This is a genomic window from Allocoprococcus comes (assembly GCF_013300725.1).
GTDB lineage: Bacteria > Bacillota > Clostridia > Lachnospirales > Lachnospiraceae > Allocoprococcus > Allocoprococcus comes_A.
The window spans coordinates 1-19,039 of record NZ_JAAIMM010000007.1; the positions used below are offsets into that span (position 1 = coordinate 1).

The 19,039-nt window shown below is 42.0% G+C and carries 15 protein-coding genes; 13 read left to right on the plus strand and 2 right to left on the minus strand.

Features of this window, described 5'->3' with window-relative positions:
- Positions 1 to 275 precede the first annotated feature (275 nt).
- Both G4407_RS05160 and G4407_RS05165 read right to left on the minus strand, forming a co-directional pair.
- Positions 276 to 683 (minus strand): hypothetical protein, encoded by a 408-nt coding sequence (locus G4407_RS05160; protein WP_173688007.1) that lies wholly within the window; start codon positions 681 to 683, stop codon positions 276 to 278.
- Positions 676 to 1,329 (minus strand): GntR family transcriptional regulator, encoded by a 654-nt coding sequence (locus G4407_RS05165; protein ID WP_173688008.1) that lies wholly within the window; start codon positions 1,327 to 1,329, stop codon positions 676 to 678. The genes G4407_RS05160 and G4407_RS05165 overlap by 8 nt, the downstream gene beginning before the upstream one ends.
- 300 nt (positions 1,330 to 1,629) lie before the next feature.
- Here G4407_RS05165 and proC point away from each other — a divergent pair, with 300 nt between their 5' ends.
- The 13 genes from proC to G4407_RS05230 all read left to right on the plus strand — a co-directional run bounded on the left by proC (position 1,630) and on the right by G4407_RS05230 (position 19,026).
- Positions 1,630 to 2,424 (plus strand): pyrroline-5-carboxylate reductase, encoded by a 795-nt coding sequence (proC, locus tag G4407_RS05170; protein ID WP_173688009.1) that lies wholly within the window; start codon positions 1,630 to 1,632, stop codon positions 2,422 to 2,424.
- A 245-nt stretch (positions 2,425 to 2,669) separates the two neighbouring features.
- Entirely contained in the window at positions 2,670 to 3,260 is a 591-nt protein-coding gene (locus G4407_RS05175) for a TetR/AcrR family transcriptional regulator (RefSeq protein ID WP_173688010.1), read from the plus strand.
- Positions 3,261 to 3,388: 128 nt separating this feature from the next.
- Positions 3,389 to 4,318 (plus strand): DMT family transporter, encoded by a 930-nt coding sequence (locus tag G4407_RS05180; protein ID WP_173688011.1) that lies wholly within the window; start codon positions 3,389 to 3,391, stop codon positions 4,316 to 4,318.
- 15 nt (positions 4,319 to 4,333) lie between these two features.
- Positions 4,334 to 5,200 (plus strand): DMT family transporter, encoded by an 867-nt coding sequence (locus G4407_RS05185; RefSeq protein ID WP_173688012.1) that lies wholly within the window; start codon positions 4,334 to 4,336, stop codon positions 5,198 to 5,200.
- 54 nt (positions 5,201 to 5,254) lie between these two features.
- A complete protein-coding gene (locus G4407_RS05190) occupies positions 5,255 to 5,881 on the plus strand; it encodes a hypothetical protein (protein ID WP_173688013.1) in 627 nt (208 codons plus the stop codon).
- Between the two features lie 81 nt (positions 5,882 to 5,962).
- Positions 5,963 to 6,481: a peptidylprolyl isomerase gene (locus tag G4407_RS05195; RefSeq protein WP_173688014.1), complete on the plus strand. Its 519-nt coding sequence runs from the start codon at positions 5,963 to 5,965 to the stop codon at positions 6,479 to 6,481.
- A gap of 239 nt (positions 6,482 to 6,720) precedes the next feature.
- Entirely contained in the window at positions 6,721 to 7,533 is an 813-nt protein-coding gene (gene thiD / locus G4407_RS05200; RefSeq protein ID WP_173688015.1) for a bifunctional hydroxymethylpyrimidine kinase/phosphomethylpyrimidine kinase, read from the plus strand.
- Between the two features lie 4 nt (positions 7,534 to 7,537).
- Positions 7,538 to 8,710, plus strand: a complete 1,173-nt coding sequence (gene cytX / locus G4407_RS05205; RefSeq protein ID WP_173688016.1) for a putative hydroxymethylpyrimidine transporter CytX — start codon at positions 7,538 to 7,540, stop codon at positions 8,708 to 8,710.
- Positions 8,711 to 10,234: 1,524 nt separating this feature from the next.
- Positions 10,235 to 10,939, plus strand: coding sequence for an ABC transporter ATP-binding protein (locus G4407_RS05210; RefSeq protein ID WP_173688101.1), 705 nt, complete (start codon positions 10,235 to 10,237; stop codon positions 10,937 to 10,939).
- A 16-nt stretch (positions 10,940 to 10,955) separates the two neighbouring features.
- The gene (locus G4407_RS05215; RefSeq protein ID WP_173688017.1) at positions 10,956 to 14,585 is read left to right on the plus strand and encodes an FtsX-like permease family protein; all 3,630 of its coding nucleotides are present in this window, start codon (positions 10,956 to 10,958) and stop codon (positions 14,583 to 14,585) included.
- Between the two features lie 230 nt (positions 14,586 to 14,815).
- Positions 14,816 to 16,879 (plus strand): molecular chaperone HtpG, encoded by a 2,064-nt coding sequence (gene htpG, locus G4407_RS05220; RefSeq protein ID WP_173688018.1) that lies wholly within the window; start codon positions 14,816 to 14,818, stop codon positions 16,877 to 16,879.
- Between the two features lie 176 nt (positions 16,880 to 17,055).
- Complete coding sequence (udp, locus tag G4407_RS05225) at positions 17,056 to 17,829, plus strand: uridine phosphorylase (RefSeq protein WP_173688019.1); 774 nt, start codon at positions 17,056 to 17,058, stop codon at positions 17,827 to 17,829.
- Positions 17,830 to 19,026, plus strand: coding sequence for a phosphopentomutase (locus G4407_RS05230; protein WP_173688020.1), 1,197 nt, complete (start codon positions 17,830 to 17,832; stop codon positions 19,024 to 19,026).
- Positions 19,027 to 19,039 lie beyond the last annotated feature (13 nt).

Sequence of the window (19,039 nt, forward strand, 5' to 3'; positions counted from 1 at the left end):
GCTGACTGTTACTAATCGGTCGAGGGCATAACCAAGAAGGTAGGACAGGGTAAAGAAATGGATGGAGTAAAGATTTAAGTTTGTATGTGGTTTTGAAGGTACATGAGATAATTCGAGAGAAGTTGTAGACCAGATGGTTTGCAGCTTTTTTTGTGCAATAATCCAGGGATAACAGAAAAGAGCCGTGAGCCAACTGATAACTTTTGCGGAAGAATAGTATAAAAAAAGATTTGTAAATCGTAAAAGTAGAAATACAAATCTTTTTTAGGGATATTTTACCAGCCGCATCTGCCACAATTTGTACAGGGAATGCAGCTCTTCTTTTTTAGAAGAGGGTACCAAGGATGAATCTGAATATCCGGTAATTTATGAAGATCCAAGGTTAGAGAATGATAATGATCTTTCAAAATAATCTGATCATCATGACAATGGATAATCGTCAGTGGATAGATGGTTTTCTCTTCTGGAATCATGCAATTCTGATGAAGAACAGGAGTGTATTTATCTGCTCTAATCTGAATTAATTGATCTATTGTGATAATTTTATAGATATCGTCAGAATCTGAAACAATAGCAGGAGAGCTGTAAAGTGTATAACCAGCAGGAATCTCATAAGAATTTATTGTGAATTCTCCGATAGGAGTTACTATTTTTTTCATACGATTATTTGTTGAATCATCCATTTTTCTGTTCTTCTTTCATGGCGCTGTCTTTTCCCTGCATAAAATGATCTTTTTTCAGGATTGCAAAAGCCCGCTCATAATCATTTTTACGCATATATTTAACCATTTTTTTCAAATTCTCATTCGTTGGAACGATCCGCATGCCGTTTTTCAGCGAATACATACCCACTCTTACCAGCTCTGATAAATTGGATTCGTAGAATTTGGTGATCCGGTCATTATTGAAAATGCTGACAATTTCCAGATGCATCTGCGTATCAGCAAGCTCCCACTCATAAACATCGGAAGCAACCGCACACATATGTACCACTTTTTCTTCAATTCGATAGGAATATTCTTCTGCTTTTCCACTTTCAAAGATCAGTTTAAATGCACTGCCCTCTAAGAGTTCGCGGAGCTGATAAAGTTCATTGATATCTTTATCGGTGATTTCTTTTACAGTCATGGATTTATAATAATCGGTAACGATCAGACCTTCAGACTGCAGCATTTTGAGTGCAGTGCGTACCGGATTACGGCTCATACCAAGTTCTTCTGTCAGAAGTGCTTCTGTAAGAGGCATTCCTGGTGGATAAGTCAGATTCATAATATTATTTTTGATAATTTCATAAGCCTGATCGGCAAGTGATTTCCTTTTTTCAGCCATGTGAAATCCCCCTCTGTCTGGTGAATATATTAAGTATAACACATTAAAACGGGGTTTGTAAAAAACAAAATTGGGTATATGTAAAGTCGCGTTTAATATAAGAGTACAGACTGGTGATTGTATACAATGGTGCACGTATTTTCGACGGAAAACGGCATTTTCTATTGTGAAAATGTTGACTTTAAACAGGGGAAGTGATACATTGAATGCAGAAAGAAATTTGTATACAAATTTAAAGATTGTATACAAATTAAAAATGAAAATGTATAAGGTTTTAAGTTCATCAGGAGGAGAAAGACTATGAAATTAGGATTTATCGGAACAGGTAATATGGCAGGAGCAATTATGGGAGGCGTTATTAAAAGTAACGTATTCAAACCGGAAGAAATCATCGGAGCAGATCTTTTTGCACCAGGCCGCGAAAAAGTAAAAGAACTTTATGGAATCAATGTTACCGATAGCAATAAAGAAGTAATTGAAAAGTCAGAAGTTGTTATTTTTTCTGTAAAACCACAGTTTTATGCAGATGTCATTCAGGAAGTAAAAGATCTGGTAAGACCGGAACAACTTATTATCACGATCGCACCAGGAAAGACACTTGCATGGCTTGCCGAACAGTTTGGAAAAGATGTTAAGATTGTTCGTACAATGCCGAACACTCCGGCTATGGTTGGAGAAGGTATGACAGCTGCCACGCCGAATGAGTATGTAACAAAAGAAGAACTTGATTATGCATGCAAGATCCTTTCTGCATTTGGCAAAGTAGAAGTTGTGACAGAGCATATGATGGATGCAGTTGTTGCAGTAAGCGGAAGTTCACCGGCATATGTATTTATGTTTATCGAAGCAATGGCAGATGCCGCTGTTGCAGAGGGAATGCCGAGAGCACAGGCATACAAATTTGCAGCACAGGCAGTTCTTGGAAGTGCGAAGATGGTTCTTGAAACAGGAAAGCATCCGGGAGAACTCAAAGACATGGTATGCTCACCGGCAGGAACAACGATTGAAGCCGTAGGTGTATTGGAAGAACACGGATTCAGAAGTGCGATCATTGATGCAATGAAGGCCTGTGTTGATGTTGCAAAAGGAATGTAGATACGATATACTTGTTTACGGGGAAAAACATGTCCACGTAAACCTGAGAAGGACCGGGGCGTATGACGCAGCCGGTCCTTCTTTTATTCATAGGAAAATTCGAAGGAACTTCCTGTGAAATAAAAGACACTGCGTGTCGGGGATGCGCATTCGTGCGAAGAGGAAGAATGCCGCAAGCGACGACCGCAGATGTCGAATAGCTGTAAGCGGTCTATGAGGAACATGATACCACAGGAGGTAGATAGATGGCAGCAAAACAGAATGTAAAGCGGCGGATCGTAGATGCCGCATGGGAATTGTTCTATGAAAAAGGATATGATGATACGACAGTAGATGATATCATCCGTCTTTCTGAGACATCAAAAGGATCGTTCTATTATTATTTCAGCAGTAAAGATTCTCTGCTTGATACATTATCAACTATTCTGGATGAGAATTATGCAAAGCTTGAAGAGGAACTGGATCCGGAAATGAACAGTTTTGATAAACTGATGTATCTCAATTACCGTTCGCATTCATTTATGGAGCAGAAAATTGATGTCGCATTGTTATCATCTTTGTATTCGACACAGCTGATCGCAAAGGGAGACCGTAATCTTCTGGATCAGAACCGTACTTATTATAAACTGATCAGCCGGATTATTGAAGAAGGACATGTGCGCAACCAGATCAGCAGAGAGAAGAGTATTCAGGAAATTACAAAATATTATTCACTTTGTGAGCGGGCATTGGTATCGGACTGGTGTCTGAACAGGGGAAACTATTCTCTTGGAGAATATAGTAAAGAGTATATGCCAGTTTTGATGGAACATTTCCGGGTAAACGAGGCAGAATAGATTAAAAATAGAAGTTTCCGGCATGTAGACAACTTTGGGCTGGATAGTCATTGCAATAGGTAAGAGCCAGATGCAGGGAAACGTGTCAGAGTCTAATTTTGAAGAGTTGATTTGAGAGGAAATTACAAATGGGGAAAACAGAACTTACGGAGAAGTTTGACCGCCGTGAGAACTTAAGAGGAACTGCACTTACCATTATGGGTGGAATATTTTGGGGACTGGCAGGAGTGTTTGGAAAATATTCTTTTGTATACAGAGGAATGACAGCACAGTGGCTGGTAAATGTAAGACTTATTATTGTAGGAATTATCCTGCTTACGGCTGTATACAGAAAGCAGGGAAAGGATACCTGGAGAGTATGGAAAAATAAAAGACATGCGATTCGGATGATCCTTTATGGCGTGATCGGAATTGCTGCATGCCAGATGACATACTATATGGCGGTGGACGATTCCAATGCCGGTATTGCGACGGTACTTCAGTATACAGCGCCGGTTATGATCATGATATATCTTGCCATCCGTAATCGGAAAATGCCGAACTGTACCGAGCTTACTGCATTATTTCTGGCGTTTGCAGGAACCGTGCTTCTTGCTACTCACGGGAATCTGACAGAACTCAGTATTTCAAAAATAACGCTGGTTCTGGGACTTCTTTCAGCAGTGGCAACCGTCTTCTACAATCTGCTTCCGGGAGAGCTGATGAACGAGTATGGAACCTTTGAGATTGTTGGCTGGGCGATGCTAGTGAGTGGAATTTTATTACTTCCGGTTGTCAGACCGTGGACGATACAGGGAATTATCTGGGACTGGCAGACCGTGCTGTGTGTGGGAGTCGTGATTATCATTGGAACCGTGCTGTCTTTTGGATGCTACATGGAAGGTGTCCGGCTGATCGGAGGAACAAAAGCAAGTCTTTTTGCATCGATAGAACCGCTGACCGCAACGGTTATTTCAATCCTGTTCATGGGAGGTGCATTTTCATGGATGGATCTGTTTGGCTTTGTGGGGATCATCGGAGCAGTTACAATCCTGTCATTACCGAAAAAGAAGGCATAAAGAAAGGATTTTTATATGAAAGAGAGTCAGGGGAAAGGGTTAATTTCAGTACATATTGCTGTTGCATTGTTTGGCTTTGTAGGGCTTTTTGCAAAGCTGGTAGATCTGCCGGCGGTGATCATTGTACTTGGAAGAGTGTTTTTTTCATCCATTTTCCTCTGGCTTTTTCTGCGTTTTAAGAAGCAGAAAATTCGCCTGGAGGAGAAAAGTGATTATTTTTGGATGATCGGAGCCGGAATGGTTCTTGCGGTACACTGGAGCAGTTATATGCAGTCGATTCAGAGTTCGACTGTTGCTGTCGGGACGCTTACGGTATCTACATTTCCAGTATTTGTAATTTTTCTGGAGCCATATCTGTTTCATGAAAAACTGAAAAAATCAGATGTATTTTGTACACTGATGATGCTGGTCGGAGTTTTCTTTATCGTACCGGCATTTCAGATGGACAATCAGATCACACAGGGAGTTCTGTGGGGACTTTTGAGCGCGTTTACTTATGCAGTGCTTTCACTGATGAACCGGCGTTTTTCCTGTAAATACCCGGCGACATTGGTGTCCCTTTATGAACAGGGAACAGCGACGATCGTTCTGATTCCGACACTTTTTGTGTTAAAGCCGGTGATCACACTGGCAGATGCGGGTGTTCTGATGATGCTGGGAATTATTTTCACTGCGGTTGCACATTCTTTATTTATCGGTGGGCTTCGGACGGTCAAGGTAAGGACAGCGGGGATTCTGTCCGGACTGGAGCCGGTATACGGAACTCTGAGTGCATTTCTCTTTTTGAAAGAAGTTCCAAGCTTCCGGGAGTGCCTTGGTGGTGTGATCATTCTGGTTGCAGTTTTCTTATCGACACTGAAGCCGGAAGAGAAAGAAAAATAGCCGAAGATTCACTGGCAGGAAGGTTTGGCAGAAGGACAGAAAGGAAGGACTGGCATGAAAAAGGAACTGGAATATTTTACAATAGACGGTGAATTTGGCGGAAATCAGGACTGGTTTACCAATGTGGTCATGCATGTGGGTGGCTGCGCTGCGGCAACTGCATGCGACAGCTGTATCTATTTTGCAAGAAAATTTGGGATGAAAAGCCTGTATCCGTTTGATACATGGAAGTTGAATAAAGAGGAATATAAAAAATACAGCCAGATCATGAAGCCTTATCTGAGACCGCGGATCAATGGAGTTAACAAATTATATCTGTATACGGACGGATTCCGCGAATATCTGAAGGATAAGCAGAAAGATGGTGGAGTTTGTGTTTCTGCGGAAATGAAAGAATTTTCCGGGGAGCATACGGTGACGGAGGCAAAGCAGTTTGTCAGACAGCAGATCGGAAAGGAGATACCGATCCCGTATCTGATGCTCCGGCACAAGAATAAAGAGAAGTTTGAGGATTTTATCTGGCACTGGTTTCTGGTGATCGGTTATGAAGAAAAAGAGGACGGATTCTGGATCCGGGTTGCGACCTATGGGGAAGAAACCTGGCTGAACCTGGAAGAACTTTGGAATACCGGAGAAAAAGAAAAGGGCGGTATGATCGGATATCGTCTGGAAAATGTATAAAGACTTTCTAAAAACTATTTACGGACGGGAAAAGTTCCGTTACAATAGGTAGAGAAATCAATGAAAAGGAGATTGTATAAAATGGCAAATCCAATAGTAACATTTGAAATGGCAAATGGCGATGTGATCAAAGCGGAATTATATCCGGAAATCGCACCGAATACAGTGAATAACTTTGTATCTCTTGTAAATAAGGGATTCTATGATGGACTGATCTTCCACCGTGTCATCAGTGGATTCATGATCCAGGGTGGATGCCCGGATGGAACCGGAATGGGTGGCCCTGGATACAGTATCAAAGGAGAATTTAAGCAGAACGGTTTTGCAAATGATCTGAAGCATGAACCGGGCGTTCTTTCGATGGCGCGTGCAATGCATCCGGATTCAGCAGGATCACAGTTTTTCATCATGCATAAGACTTCACCACATCTTGACGGTGCATATGCAGCTTTTGGTAAAGTTACAGAAGGTATGGATGTTGTAAATAAAATTGCTGAGACGGCAACAGACTACAGTGACAGACCGCTGGAAGAACAGAAGATGAAAAAAGTGACTGTTGAGACTTTTGGAGAGGCTTATCCAGAACCAGAGAGAGTCTAACAGGAGTTACAAAGCAGACAACATCAGAGACACTTGTGCATGGCAGGTGTTTCTTTTTAATTCATAGGAAATGCCGAAGGAACTTCCTATGAAACAAAAGATACTACGTGCCGGAGATGCGTACTTGCACGAAGATGAAGCATGTCGCAGGCAACTGTGCTCGGCGTGAGAATGTGCCAAGGCACATTCTTTTTATACAAAATATTCAGAATTATGGAAAAAGAGAGGAAGAGAGTCAAATGAGAACAGCACTTACAATTGCAGGAAGCGATTCAAGCGGAGGAGCAGGTATCCAGGCAGATATCAAAACAATGATCAGTAACGGAGTCTATGCTATGAGCGCAATTACGGCTCTTACTGCACAGAATACAACCGGAGTTACAGGAATTATGGAGGCAACGCCGGAATTCCTGGGAGAACAGCTGGATAATATTTTCACGGATATTTACCCGGATGCAGTGAAGATTGGAATGGTATCTTCAAGTGGTCTGATCACAAAGATCGCAGACAAATTAAAAGAATATGATGCGAAAAATATTGTAGTTGATCCGGTTATGGTAGCAACAAGTGGAGCAAGACTGATCAGCGAGGAAGCGATTGATGCGCTGAAGAGCCGCCTGCTTCCGATGGCAACCGTTCTGACTCCGAATATCCCGGAAGCAGAAGTGCTTGCAGGTATGAAAATCCAGTCGCAGGCGGATATGATAAAAGCAGCAGAAGAGATCGGCACCCAATATCACTGTGCAGTTCTTTGTAAGGGAGGGCATCAGCTGAATGATGCCAATGATCTGCTGTGGAGAGACGGTGGATATAAGTGGTTCTACGGAGAGCGGATCGACAATCCGAATACGCACGGAACAGGATGTACTTTATCCAGTGCGATCGCATCAAATCTTGCAAAAGGATATGATCTGGATGAGTCAGTAGAACGTGCGAAGAAATACATTTCCGGAGCACTTGCAGCAATGCTGGATCTTGGTAAAGGCAGTGGTCCGATGAATCATGGATTTGCAATTAAAAATGAATATACAGAAAGCAAAGTGGAGGAATAGAAGTATGAATGAAAAGGGAACCTCTATCTTTGAAAATGGACTGATCTGGTTTGGGGCAGGCGTGTCCCTTGCAGAGATCCTGACCGGTACTTATTTTGCGCCTCTTGGATTCGGAAAAGGAGTTCTGGCGATTATTATTGGTCATATCATAGGATGCACGATGCTTTTCCTTGCCGGAGTAATTGGTGGAAAGACCAGACGAAGTGCAATGGAAACAGTAAAAATGAGTTTTGGCGAGAAAGGAGGAGTCTTCTTCTCCTTCCTGAATGTGCTGCAGCTGGTTGGCTGGACAGCGATTATGATTTATGATGGGGCACTTGCAGCAAATGGTGTTCTTCATACCGGCAGATGGGTATGGTGTCTGGTGATCGGTGCACTGATCATCTTATGGATTGTGATCGGAATCACAAATCTTGGCAAGATCAACACGGTTGCAATGGCTGCTTTATTTATCCTGACACTGGTACTCAGCAAAGTGATCTTTGGTGATGGATCGGTAGCAGGCGCAGGTGGAGATGCCATGACGTTTGGTGCAGCGGTAGAGCTTTCCGTTGCCATGCCACTTTCCTGGCTGCCACTGATCAGTGACTATACAAGAGAAGCAAAAGAACCGGTAAAAGCAACCGCAGTCAGTGCCGTTGTTTATGGAGTTGTCAGCTGTTGGATGTATGTGATCGGTATGAACGCCGCGATTTACACAGGAGAGTCTGATATTGCAAATATCATGGTGAAGGCCGGACTTGGAATAGCAGGACTTCTGATCATTGTATTTTCTACCGTTACGACGACTTTTCTGGATGCTTACTCAGCAGGAATTTCATCAGAGTCAGTATTTTCAAAAATCAATGGGAAATATGCAGCAATTGTTGTCACTGTGATCGGAATGATCGGAGCGATCGTTTATCCGATGGACAACATTACCGATTTCCTGTACCTGATCGGTTCCGTATTCGCGCCGATGATCGCAATCCAGATTGCGGATTTCTTCATTCTGAAGAGAAAGGACAGCCTGGAAGTATCTCTGGATGTCATGAATGGTGTGATCTGGGTGATCGGTTTTATACTTTATCGTATTCTGATGAATGTGGATATTCCGCTTGGAAATACACTCCCGGATATGGTCATTACCATCGTAATCTGTATTCTTGCAAGAAAATGTATAAAGACAGAAAAATAGCTTTGAAAGAAAATGGAAATGCCGTGTTGACATTTCCATTTTCTTTTGACAGAATATGTAGCGATCTACAGAATAGAGGTGGAAAAATGAATGATGATGCCTGGGAACGTGGTAAAATTTTATAAGAAAGAAGTTTTGGAGAATTTAGAAGATTGCGAGAGTGCAAAGCACGTAGCAATCTGGTATCAAAGGGGTCAAAATACCTTTTGCCCACAACATCTATATATGGGAAAAAGAGTTGGGCAGAATGAAAAAAGAGCTTACGACATATGATCGGGGGAAATGTCGTAAACTCTTTTTTCTGTAATTTCATTAAAGGAGAAATGAAAATAAAAAGTATCAAAATACTGAAAACGTCTTATTTGGTTTTGATTCCTGATCAAGTGGGGCAATTGTGACTGACTAAGATGCCGCCCCACCGAGGAATTCTTATCTAGTTGTTATCTTCAAGCTGATATTATAATACCAAGAGGCTGGGAATTTGTATATTCGCAAAAAAAACAAAAGAAAAAAGCTTTGAAAAATAAAATTGTGCAAAATAACAGGGGAAAAATCAATTTATACAAAAGGTTATCTGGAATTTAGAAATTGATAATAAAATTTGCATAAATGCAAAAAAATGAGTGCGAATGATTTCTGTGTAAGAACAAATGTGTTTTTGAGAAGGAATTAGGAATGCTTATTGTAAATGTCAATATAAAAAATTTTCGAACATGAGGAGACCGGTATGAAAATCCTGAAAAAGAAAAAGAGCTTACGACATATGATCGGGGGAAATGTCGTAAACTCTTTTTCCAATAATTTCATTAAAGGAGAAATGAAAATAAAAAGTATCAAAATACTGAAAACGTCTTATTTTGTTCGGTTAAGTGTTATCCTTAACTTGTTATTATAATAGCATTTGCCGGAAGTTTTGTATATTCGCAAAAAAAACTAAAAGAACTGGAAAGTTAAAATAAAATTGTGCAAAATAACGAGGTGCAAAACAAGATTGACAAAAGAATGCAAAAAAAGGAAATTTTAACGGTAAAAATATATAATGTCTAATAATTAACAAGAGGTTACAGAAAGTTACAAGGAAAACTGTAATTTTTGAAAGTTTACTCCGGAAGCAAGGGGAAAAATAGAGGAGGATACTGTTTGTGAATGCCGGAAAGATTCAGATAATGGAAAAAGAGCTTGCGACATATGATCGGGGGAAATGTCGTAAGCTCTTTTTCTGTAATTTCATTAAAGGAGAAATGAAAATAAAAAGTATCAAAATACTGAAAACGTCTTATTTAGTTTCGTTAAGTGCTATCCTTAACTTGATATTATAATATCATGTGTATGCTCTTCTGTAAATTCGCAGAAAAGACAAATGTTACAAAAATGATACTATAAAATTATGCAATATTACCAAAGATGGTGCAAAAAATGGAAAATGTGAAAGTTTTATAATCTTACGACTTCTTATTTGATTTGCTTTTCCAATATGTTAAAATTAAAAAAAGCAGAAAATTTTTACAGATAAGGGGAAAGATGATGAAAGAATTTGTTGAAATGCGGGATGTCCGTAAGATTTACCGTATGGGTGAAGTTGAGATTGCCGCAGCAGATGGAATTGATTTTCAGATAAAAAAAGGTGAATTTGCAGTTGTAGTAGGTCCAAGTGGTGCGGGAAAAACGACAGTGCTCAACATTCTGGGGGGAATGGATACGGCAACAAGTGGAGAGGTCTGGATCGATGGAAAGAATATTGTAAAGTATTCGTCGAGGCAGCTTACTTCCTATAGAAGGGATGATATTGGATTTGTATTCCAGTTTTACAACCTGATTCCGAATCTGACAGCACTTGAGAATGTAGAACTGGCACTTCAGATCTGCAAGGATCCACTGGATGCAGAGATGGTTTTAAAAGAAGTCGGGCTTGCAGACCGTATGAAGAATTTTCCGGCACAGCTTTCCGGTGGGGAGCAGCAGAGGGTATCGATTGCGCGTGCACTGGCAAAGAACCCGAAGCTTCTTTTGTGTGATGAGCCGACAGGGGCGCTGGATTACAATACCGGTAAGGCAATATTGAAGCTTTTACAGGATATGTGCCGTGAACGAGGGATGACGGTGATCCTGATCACACACAACTCAGCGATCACGCCGATGGCAGATCGTGTAATTAAGATGAAGAATGGAAAAGTCGGAAGTATGAAGCTGAATGAAAGACCGGTTCCGGTAGAGACGATTGAATGGTAGGTGGACGTAAAGACCGATGAAGAAAAATATTTTACGCAAAGACTTTATAATAGAAATTAAAAAGACGATGGGACGGTTTATATCGATCTTTTTTATCGTGGCATTGGGTGTCGCATTTTATTCGGGAATCCGTGCATCAGAGCCAAGTATGCGGATCACTGCAGATCAGTATTTTGATGATTCGGAGCTGATGGATCTGAAGGTAATGGGAACCATGGGACTTACCAAAGCGGATATCAAAGCGATTGGAAAGGTATCGGGAATTGAAGCTGTAGAAGGCGGATACAGCAAAGACGTGCTTTGCCCGGTTGGAGACAATGAAAAGGTTGTCCATATGCTGAGCACGCAGAAGAATTTTAATCAGGTTTCGGTTGTAGAAGGCAGGCTGCCGGAAAAAGCCGGAGAATGTCTGGTGGATGAAGATTTTCTGAGCTATACAGACCTGAAGGTTGGCGACACGGTAACTTTCCATTCCGGCGATGGAGAGGCATTGACGGATTCACTGGTTACAGATACATACAAGATTGTCGGGATCGGGAACAGTCCGCTGTATATTTCATTTGGAAGAGGAAGCAGTACGATCGGAACCGGAGAGATCAGTGGATTTGTTGTAGTGAATAAAGCTTCTTTTGACATGGATGTTTATACGGAAGCTTATGTGAAAGTGAGTGGTGCTGCAGAGAAAACTGCATTTACTGATGAATACAATGATCTGTCGGATGCAGCAAAGGAAGCCGTGAGTGCGATTGAAGAGGAACGCTGTGCAATACGTAAACAGGAGATCGTAGATGAGGCAAATGAAAAGCTTGCTGATTCAGAGAAGACAGTGAATGAAAAATCGCAGGAACTGGAGGATGCGAAAAAAGAGCTGGAGAGTGGGAAAAGTAAGGCAGCCGAAGAACTGGAAAAAGCAAAGCAGCAGCTTACGGATGGAGAAGCAGAGCTTGCGGATGCAAAGCAGCAGATCGCAGACGGCGAGACGCAGCTTGCAGATGCAAAAGCGCAGCTGAATGATAAGCAGGCACAGCTTGATTCGGCGGAGGCACAGTATGAATCCGGAAAAGCACAGCTGGATCAGAAAGAACAGGAGCTTGCAGATGCGGAACAGGTTTATCTGAGCAATTATTCGAAATATATGCCGATCATTACGGCGGGGAAGGAACAGATTGCAGCAGGAAAGACACAGATTGCGGATGGAAAGAAACAGCTGGACGAGGGACTTGCACCGCTTAATCAGCTGAAAGACGGACTGGCTGAGATTGAAGATGGAATCAGCCGGTGTGATTCAGAAATTGCAGAATTGAATACGCAGCTGAACGGAATGGACAGCAATGAATATCAGAAATATGTAAATATTCCTAAAGAGAATAGAAATGAAGAACAACAAGCTTATGTGGAAAAGTGGGAGAATTTAAATATACAGCTTGCCGGTATGCAGGAGCGGAAGACACAGCTTGAAAATACAAAGCAGGAGAAGCTGAAACAGGCAGGTTTTGCCACAGAAGCAGACCTGGAGGCACAGATCACCAGCCTGACTGAGCAAAAAGAAGATCTGGATGCAAAAGAGACGGCACTTCTTCAGCAGGAGCAGACACTTGCCGCACAGGAAGAAGAGCTGTTAAGTGCAGGCAGACAGATTACAGACGGCAAGAGTCAGATTGCAGCAGCCAGAGCCCAGCTTGACAGTGCAAAATCACAGATCACGGACGGAAAAGCACAGATCCAGTCTGCATGGGCACTTCTGAATGAAAAAGAGGGCACTTTAAATGCAAGTAAAGCACAACTTGCATCCGGTGAACAGGAGCTTGCGGATGGCCGGAGTGAATATGAGCAGGCAGCAAAAGAAGCTGAAGACCAGATCACGGACGGGCAGGTGAAGATCATAGACGGAGAAAAGCAGCTTGCGGATGCAAAGCAGAAGATCGCAGACGCAAAGGCTGAGATCAAAAAGATTGAGAATCCGAAATGGTACGTGCAGACGAGAGAAGATGCGCTGACAGAATATCAGGGATACGGGGATAATGCAGACCGCATGCGTTCCATTGGAAAAGTATTTCCGGTACTCTTTTTCCTGGTGGCAGCATTGATCAGTCTGACAACGATGACACGAATGGTAGAGGAACAGCGTGTACAGATCGGAACGATGAAGGCTCTCGGTTATGGAAAAGCTGCGATCGCAGGAAAATACATCGGATATGCGCTGATAGCAACGCTGGGAGGAAGTATTTTTGGGGTACTGATCGGGGAGAAGATTCTGCCGCTTGTCATTATTTATGGCTATATGATTTTGTATAAGCATTTGCCGGCAATCCTGCTTCCGTATCACATGAGCTATGCAATCCAGGCTTCGGTGATCGCAGTTGCCTGTATACTGATCGCTACGATCGCATCCTGCTACAAAGAGCTGGCAGCAGAACCGGCAGAACTGATGCGTCCGGCAGCACCGAAGCAGGGCAAGAGGATTCTGCTTGAACGGATCGGAATTATCTGGAAGCATCTGAATTTTACATGGAAATCGACCGTGCGGAATCTGATCCGGTATAAGAAGCGATTCTTTATGACTATTTTCGGAATCGGCGGCTGTATGGCGTTGATGGTAGTCGGATTCGGACTGAAAGACTGTATCTATGAGATTGTCAGCTTACAGTATGAGAAGGTGCAGTTCTATGATGCAGCAACCTATATGAATGATGATATTTCTGAAGAAAACAGACAGCAGATCCAGGAGTATCTGGATCAGAATGCAGATGTAAAAGAGACGATCGAAGTACATATGCAGAAGACAGATGTAAAGTCTGCATCTGGTAAAAAGACACTTTATCTGATGGTTCCGTCGGATGATGAAAAGATTGAGGACTTTTTAAGCTTCCACAGCAGAACGAATAAGAATGAAGTTTATTCACTGAAAAAAGATGAGGTGATCCTTACCGAGAAAATGGCATCTCTTCTGAATGTGAAGGTGGGAGATCAGCTTACAATCGAAGATGAAGACCGTGGGGACCAGACGGTTACCATTGGAGCAATCTGCGAAAACTATATGAGCCATTATCTGTATCTGTCACCGGAAAAATACGAGGAATTGTATGGAAAACCGGTCGAATACAATACGATCATTTACAGTGTGAAAGATGGAAAAGATGATCAGATCGAGAAGACAGGAACAAAGCTTCTGGCGATGGACGGAGTGTTGAATGTAAGCTACACCAGCAGTATTGAGGGCAGACTGGATGATATGCTCCGCAGTCTGAACCTGGTTATTGTGGTACTGATCGTATCGGCCGGAATGCTTGCCTTTGTGGTACTGTACAATCTGAATAATATCAACATTACGGAGCGTCAGCGAGAACTTGCCACACTGAAGGTTCTGGGCTTTTATGACGGAGAAGTTGCCTCTTATGTGTACAGGGAAAATATTCTGCTGACGATCATCGGATCAGTTGTAGGTATGGTGCTTGGCAATTTCCTGCATCGTTATACTATCCTGACGGTTGAAGTGGAAGAGGCGATGTTCGGACGTCAGATACACTGGCAGAGTTATCTGTACAGCTTCTTGTTTACTGCAGCATTTTCTTTATTTGTAAACTGGGTAATGTTCTACAAACTGAAGAAGATCGATATGGTGGAATCTTTGAAGAGCGTGGAATAAAAGCTTTTGACAGTGTATGTCAAAGATTTCTTATAGACGGTACACAAAGGATCGGGAAATATATTTCACAGAAATTTTATATTTTTTACAGAATTATTAGCACTCTTGTTGAAAGAGTGCTAATTTTCTATTGACATTTAGAAATCAGGGTATTAAGATATTTCATGGACAGAAAAATACGGTGTTTGAAACCGCAAAAAGATAGAATATGAAATTTAGGAGTGATAAAAATGGCAGTAAAAAAAGGTAGTCTTTCAATCAGCAGCGAAAATATTTTCCCGATTATCAAGAAATGGGTATATTCCGATCATGATATTTTCGCAAGAGAGCTTGTTTCCAATGGATGCGACGCGATCACAAAATTAAAGAAGCTGGATATGATGGGAGAATATACACTTCCGGATGGTTATAAAGGAAAGATCCAGGTTATTGTAAACCCGGAAGAGAAGACTTTGAAATTCATCGATAATGGTCTTGGTATGACTGCTGATGAAGTAGAAGAATATATCACACAGATCGCATTTTCAGGAGCAACCGAATTCCTGAACAAATACAAAGATAAGACAACAGAGGACGATATGATCGGACACTTTGGTCTTGGATTCTACTCTGCATTCATGGTAGCTGATGAAGTTCATATTGATACCCTTTCTTATAAAGAGGATGCCAAACCGGTACACTGGGTAAGTGAAGGCGGTACAGAGTATGAGATGGAAGAAGGGGATAAAGAGGAAGTTGGTTCTGAAATCACCTTATTCCTGAACGAAGACTGTGTAGAATTTTCAAATGAATACAGGATCCGTGAAGTCCTTGAGAAATACTGTTCATTCATGCCGGTAGAGATTTTTGTATCCAAAGCAAATGCAGAACCGGAATATGAGACGATCCCGGAAGATGAAGTCCTTGATACCGATACGGTTGTTGAACATATCCACGAAGATGCCAAGATGGAAGAAAAAGAAAATGAGAACGGCGAAAAAGAAATGGTTGAAGTTTCACCGGCATCCGATAAAGCAAAGATCGTGAAACGCCCGGTATCGATCAGTGAGCCGGCACCGTTGTGGACAAAGCATCCAAACGAATGCAGCAAAGAAGATTATATTGATTTCTACCGGAAAGTATTTATGGATTACAAAGAACCTCTGTTCTGGATCCATCTGAACATGGATTATCCATTCAACTTAAAGGGTATCCTGTACTTCCCGAAGATCAATACGGAATATGATTCTATTGAAGGAACGATCAAACTTTATAATAACCAGGTATTTATCGCAGACAATATCAAAGAAGTCATTCCGGAATTCCTGATGGTATTAAAAGGAGTCATTGATTGTCCGGATCTGCCGCTTAACGTATCACGAAGCGCACTGCAGAATGATGGATTCGTACAGAAGATTTCTGAATATATTTCCAAGAAAGTTGCTGACAAGCTTTCCGGAATGTGCAAGACAGATAAAGAAAACTATGAGAAATACTGGGATGACATCAGTCCGTTTATCAAATTCGGCTGCCTGAAAGATGAAAAATTCTGTGAGAAGATGAGCGATTATGTTCTGTTCAAGAACCTGGATCATAAGTATATGACACTCAAAGAATGCATCGAAAAAAATGGCGGAAAAGCAGAGCCGGAGGAAAAGACCGAGGGTGAAAATGCAGAGCAGTCAGCAGAAAAGAAAGAAGCAGAGAAGACAACGATCTACTATGTAACAGATGAACAGCAGCAGAGCCAGTACATCAATATGTTCAAAAAAGAGGGACTGGATGCAGTGATCCTGTCACATAATATTGATTCTCCATTTATTACTCAGATGGAGCAGAAGAACGAACATATTAAGTTCCAGAGAATCGATGCAGATCTGACCGATCACTTCAAAGAGGATGTATCTGAAGAAGAAAAAGAAGCATTCAAAGAAAAGACAGACAGTCTGGTTGAAATCTTCCGTAAAGCACTTGGCAATGACAAACTGGAAGTAAAAGTGGAAAAGATGAAAGATGAAAATGTGGCATCTATGATCACACTTTCCGAAGAATCACGCCGTATGCAGGAAATGATGAAGATGTATGGAATGTCAGGCATGGATCCGTCTATGTTCGGAACCAATGCAACCCTGATCCTGAATGCAAATCATCCGCTGGTAGAATATGTTGTAGAGCATAAAGATGGCGAAAATACAGAGATGTTCTGCCATCAGTTATATGACCTGGCAATGCTGGCACACAAGCCACTCAGCCCGGAAGAGATGACAGAATTTGTAAAACGCAGTAATGAAATTATGATGAAACTGGCAAAGTAATTTTGCTGTAGATACCAGGAAAAGCCTGAACCATTCAGATTCCCGTTTTCGCTTATGCGAAAAGGTCTGAATGGTCAGGCTTTTTTGGGCTGTATTTGGAAACACTTTCCACAAAGTGTTGGTGAACTTCCCGGTCTTTTATAGTATAATATAACAAAAGAGAGGCGGTGGATACGATGAAGAATTATTCAGAGGATATAAGCAGACAATATCATATTCAGGTGGCCAACGGGGAAGTCGGTCGTTATGTCATTCTCCCGGGAGATCCAAAGCGCTGCAAAAAAATTGCACAGTATTTTGACAATCCGGTGATGATTGCAGATAACCGGGAATTTATCACTTATACAGGAACTTTAGATGGCGTAAAGGTAAGTGTCACATCTACCGGAATCGGCGGACCATCGGCGGCGATCGCAATGGAAGAACTGGCAAGATGTGGAGCAGATACGTTTATCCGGATCGGAACCTGCGGTGGGATACAGCCGGAAGTAAAAAGCGGAGATATTGTGATTGGAACCGGGGCAGTCCGTATGGAAGGCACAAGCAAAGAATATGCGCCGATCGAGTATCCGGCGGTGGCAGATCTTACAGTTACCAATGCCCTTGTGCATGTTGCCAAGGAAAAGAACTGTGAATTTCATATAGGAGTGGTACAGTCAAAAGATGCATTTTACGGACAGCATGAGCCGGAGCTGATGCCGGCAGGTTATGAACTGATCGATAAATGGGAAGCCTGGAAGAAACTGGGATGTCTGGCATCAGAGATGGAGACGGCAGCACTTTACATTGTGGCAGCAAAGCTTCATGTACGCGTGGGTGCGTGTTTCCTTGTAATGGCAAACCAGGAAAGAGAAAAACTGGGACTTGAAAATCCGGTAGTGCATGATACAGATATGGCAGTACAGGTGGCAGTGGAAGCCATCAGAAAGTTAATCAAAGAGGATCGGTAAATGAAAGAAACAATATATAAACGAATCTTTGTGATCGTTCTGGATTCGCTCGGAATTGGTGCAATGCCTGATTCTGAGAAATTCGGTGACAGGGATGTAGATACATTTGGTCATATTTTAGACAGAATGGGAACACTGGAGATTCCAAATCTTCAGAAGCTTGGTATGCTGAATCTGCATACCGGGGGAAAGATGTACGGAATCGAGAATCCGGTTGGAAAAATTACCAGACTGAAAGAGGCGAGTAACGGAAAAGATACGATGACCGGACACTGGGAAATGATGGGGATTTATACAGAAAAACCATTTAAAACCTTTACCGAACATGGATTTCCACCGGAACTGATCGCAGAATTGGAAAAACAATGCGGGAAAAAAGTGATTGGAAACCGTAGTGAGAGCGGAACAAAGATCATTGAAGAACTTGGGGAAGAAGAAATCGAAACAGGTGCAATGATCGTCTATACCTCTGCGGATTCTGTATTGCAGATATGTGGAAATGAAGAGACATTTGATCTGGCAAATCTGTACCGGTGTTGTGAGATCGCAAGAGAGATCACGATGAAGGATGAGTGGCGCGTGGGACGAGTCATTGCAAGACCGTATGTAGGAAAGAAAAAGGGTGAATTTAAAAGAACCAGCAACCGCAGAGATTATGCACTTGAGCCGACCGGAAAGACTGCACTTGACGCACTGAAAGATGCGGGAAAGGATGTGATCGCAGTCGGAAAGATCCATGATATCTTTTGCGGGGAAGGAATCACAGAATCATATCATTCCAATAGCTCCGTGCATGGAATGGAGCAGACCATTGAGATCTGCAAAAAAGATTTTGACGGACTGTGCTTTGTAAATCTGGTTGATTTTGATGCACAGTGGGGACACCGGCGTGATCCGGTTGGCTACGGACATGAGATTGAGAAATTTGATAAAAATCTTGGAATTTTGCTGGATGATCTGCGGGAGGATGATCTTCTTATTATTACCGCCGATCATGGAAACGATCCGACCTACACAGGAACCGATCATACACGGGAATATGTACCGTTTTTGGCGTATTCCAAAAAGATGGATGAGGGTGGCGTGATCACGGAGGGAAATACCTTTGCAGTGATCGGGGCAACGGTCACAGATAACTTTGGTGTAAAAATGCCGGAAGGAACGATCGGGCATTCGATTCTGAAGGAACTTATTTAGTAAGAAAAAGCAG

Excerpts from the sequence above, each read along its gene's own strand:
- G4407_RS05160 (WP_173688007.1), bottom strand. The coding sequence starts at position 683 with ATGGATGATTCAACAAATAATCGTATGAAAAAAATAGTAACTCCTATC.
- G4407_RS05165 (WP_173688008.1), bottom strand. The coding sequence starts at position 1,329 with ATGGCTGAAAAAAGGAAATCACTTGCCGATCAGGCTTATGAAATTATC.
- proC (WP_173688009.1), top strand. The coding sequence starts at position 1,630 with ATGAAATTAGGATTTATCGGAACAGGTAATATGGCAGGAGCAATTATG.
- G4407_RS05175 (WP_173688010.1), top strand. The coding sequence starts at position 2,670 with ATGGCAGCAAAACAGAATGTAAAGCGGCGGATCGTAGATGCCGCATGG.
- G4407_RS05180 (WP_173688011.1), top strand. The coding sequence starts at position 3,389 with ATGGGGAAAACAGAACTTACGGAGAAGTTTGACCGCCGTGAGAACTTA.
- G4407_RS05185 (WP_173688012.1), top strand. The coding sequence starts at position 4,334 with ATGAAAGAGAGTCAGGGGAAAGGGTTAATTTCAGTACATATTGCTGTT.
- G4407_RS05190 (WP_173688013.1), top strand. The coding sequence starts at position 5,255 with ATGAAAAAGGAACTGGAATATTTTACAATAGACGGTGAATTTGGCGGA.
- G4407_RS05195 (WP_173688014.1), top strand. The coding sequence starts at position 5,963 with ATGGCAAATCCAATAGTAACATTTGAAATGGCAAATGGCGATGTGATC.
- thiD (WP_173688015.1), top strand. The coding sequence starts at position 6,721 with ATGAGAACAGCACTTACAATTGCAGGAAGCGATTCAAGCGGAGGAGCA.
- cytX (WP_173688016.1), top strand. The coding sequence starts at position 7,538 with ATGAATGAAAAGGGAACCTCTATCTTTGAAAATGGACTGATCTGGTTT.
- G4407_RS05210 (WP_173688101.1), top strand. The coding sequence starts at position 10,235 with ATGAAAGAATTTGTTGAAATGCGGGATGTCCGTAAGATTTACCGTATG.
- G4407_RS05215 (WP_173688017.1), top strand. The coding sequence starts at position 10,956 with ATGAAGAAAAATATTTTACGCAAAGACTTTATAATAGAAATTAAAAAG.
- htpG (WP_173688018.1), top strand. The coding sequence starts at position 14,816 with ATGGCAGTAAAAAAAGGTAGTCTTTCAATCAGCAGCGAAAATATTTTC.
- udp (WP_173688019.1), top strand. The coding sequence starts at position 17,056 with ATGAAGAATTATTCAGAGGATATAAGCAGACAATATCATATTCAGGTG.
- G4407_RS05230 (WP_173688020.1), top strand. The coding sequence starts at position 17,830 with ATGAAAGAAACAATATATAAACGAATCTTTGTGATCGTTCTGGATTCG.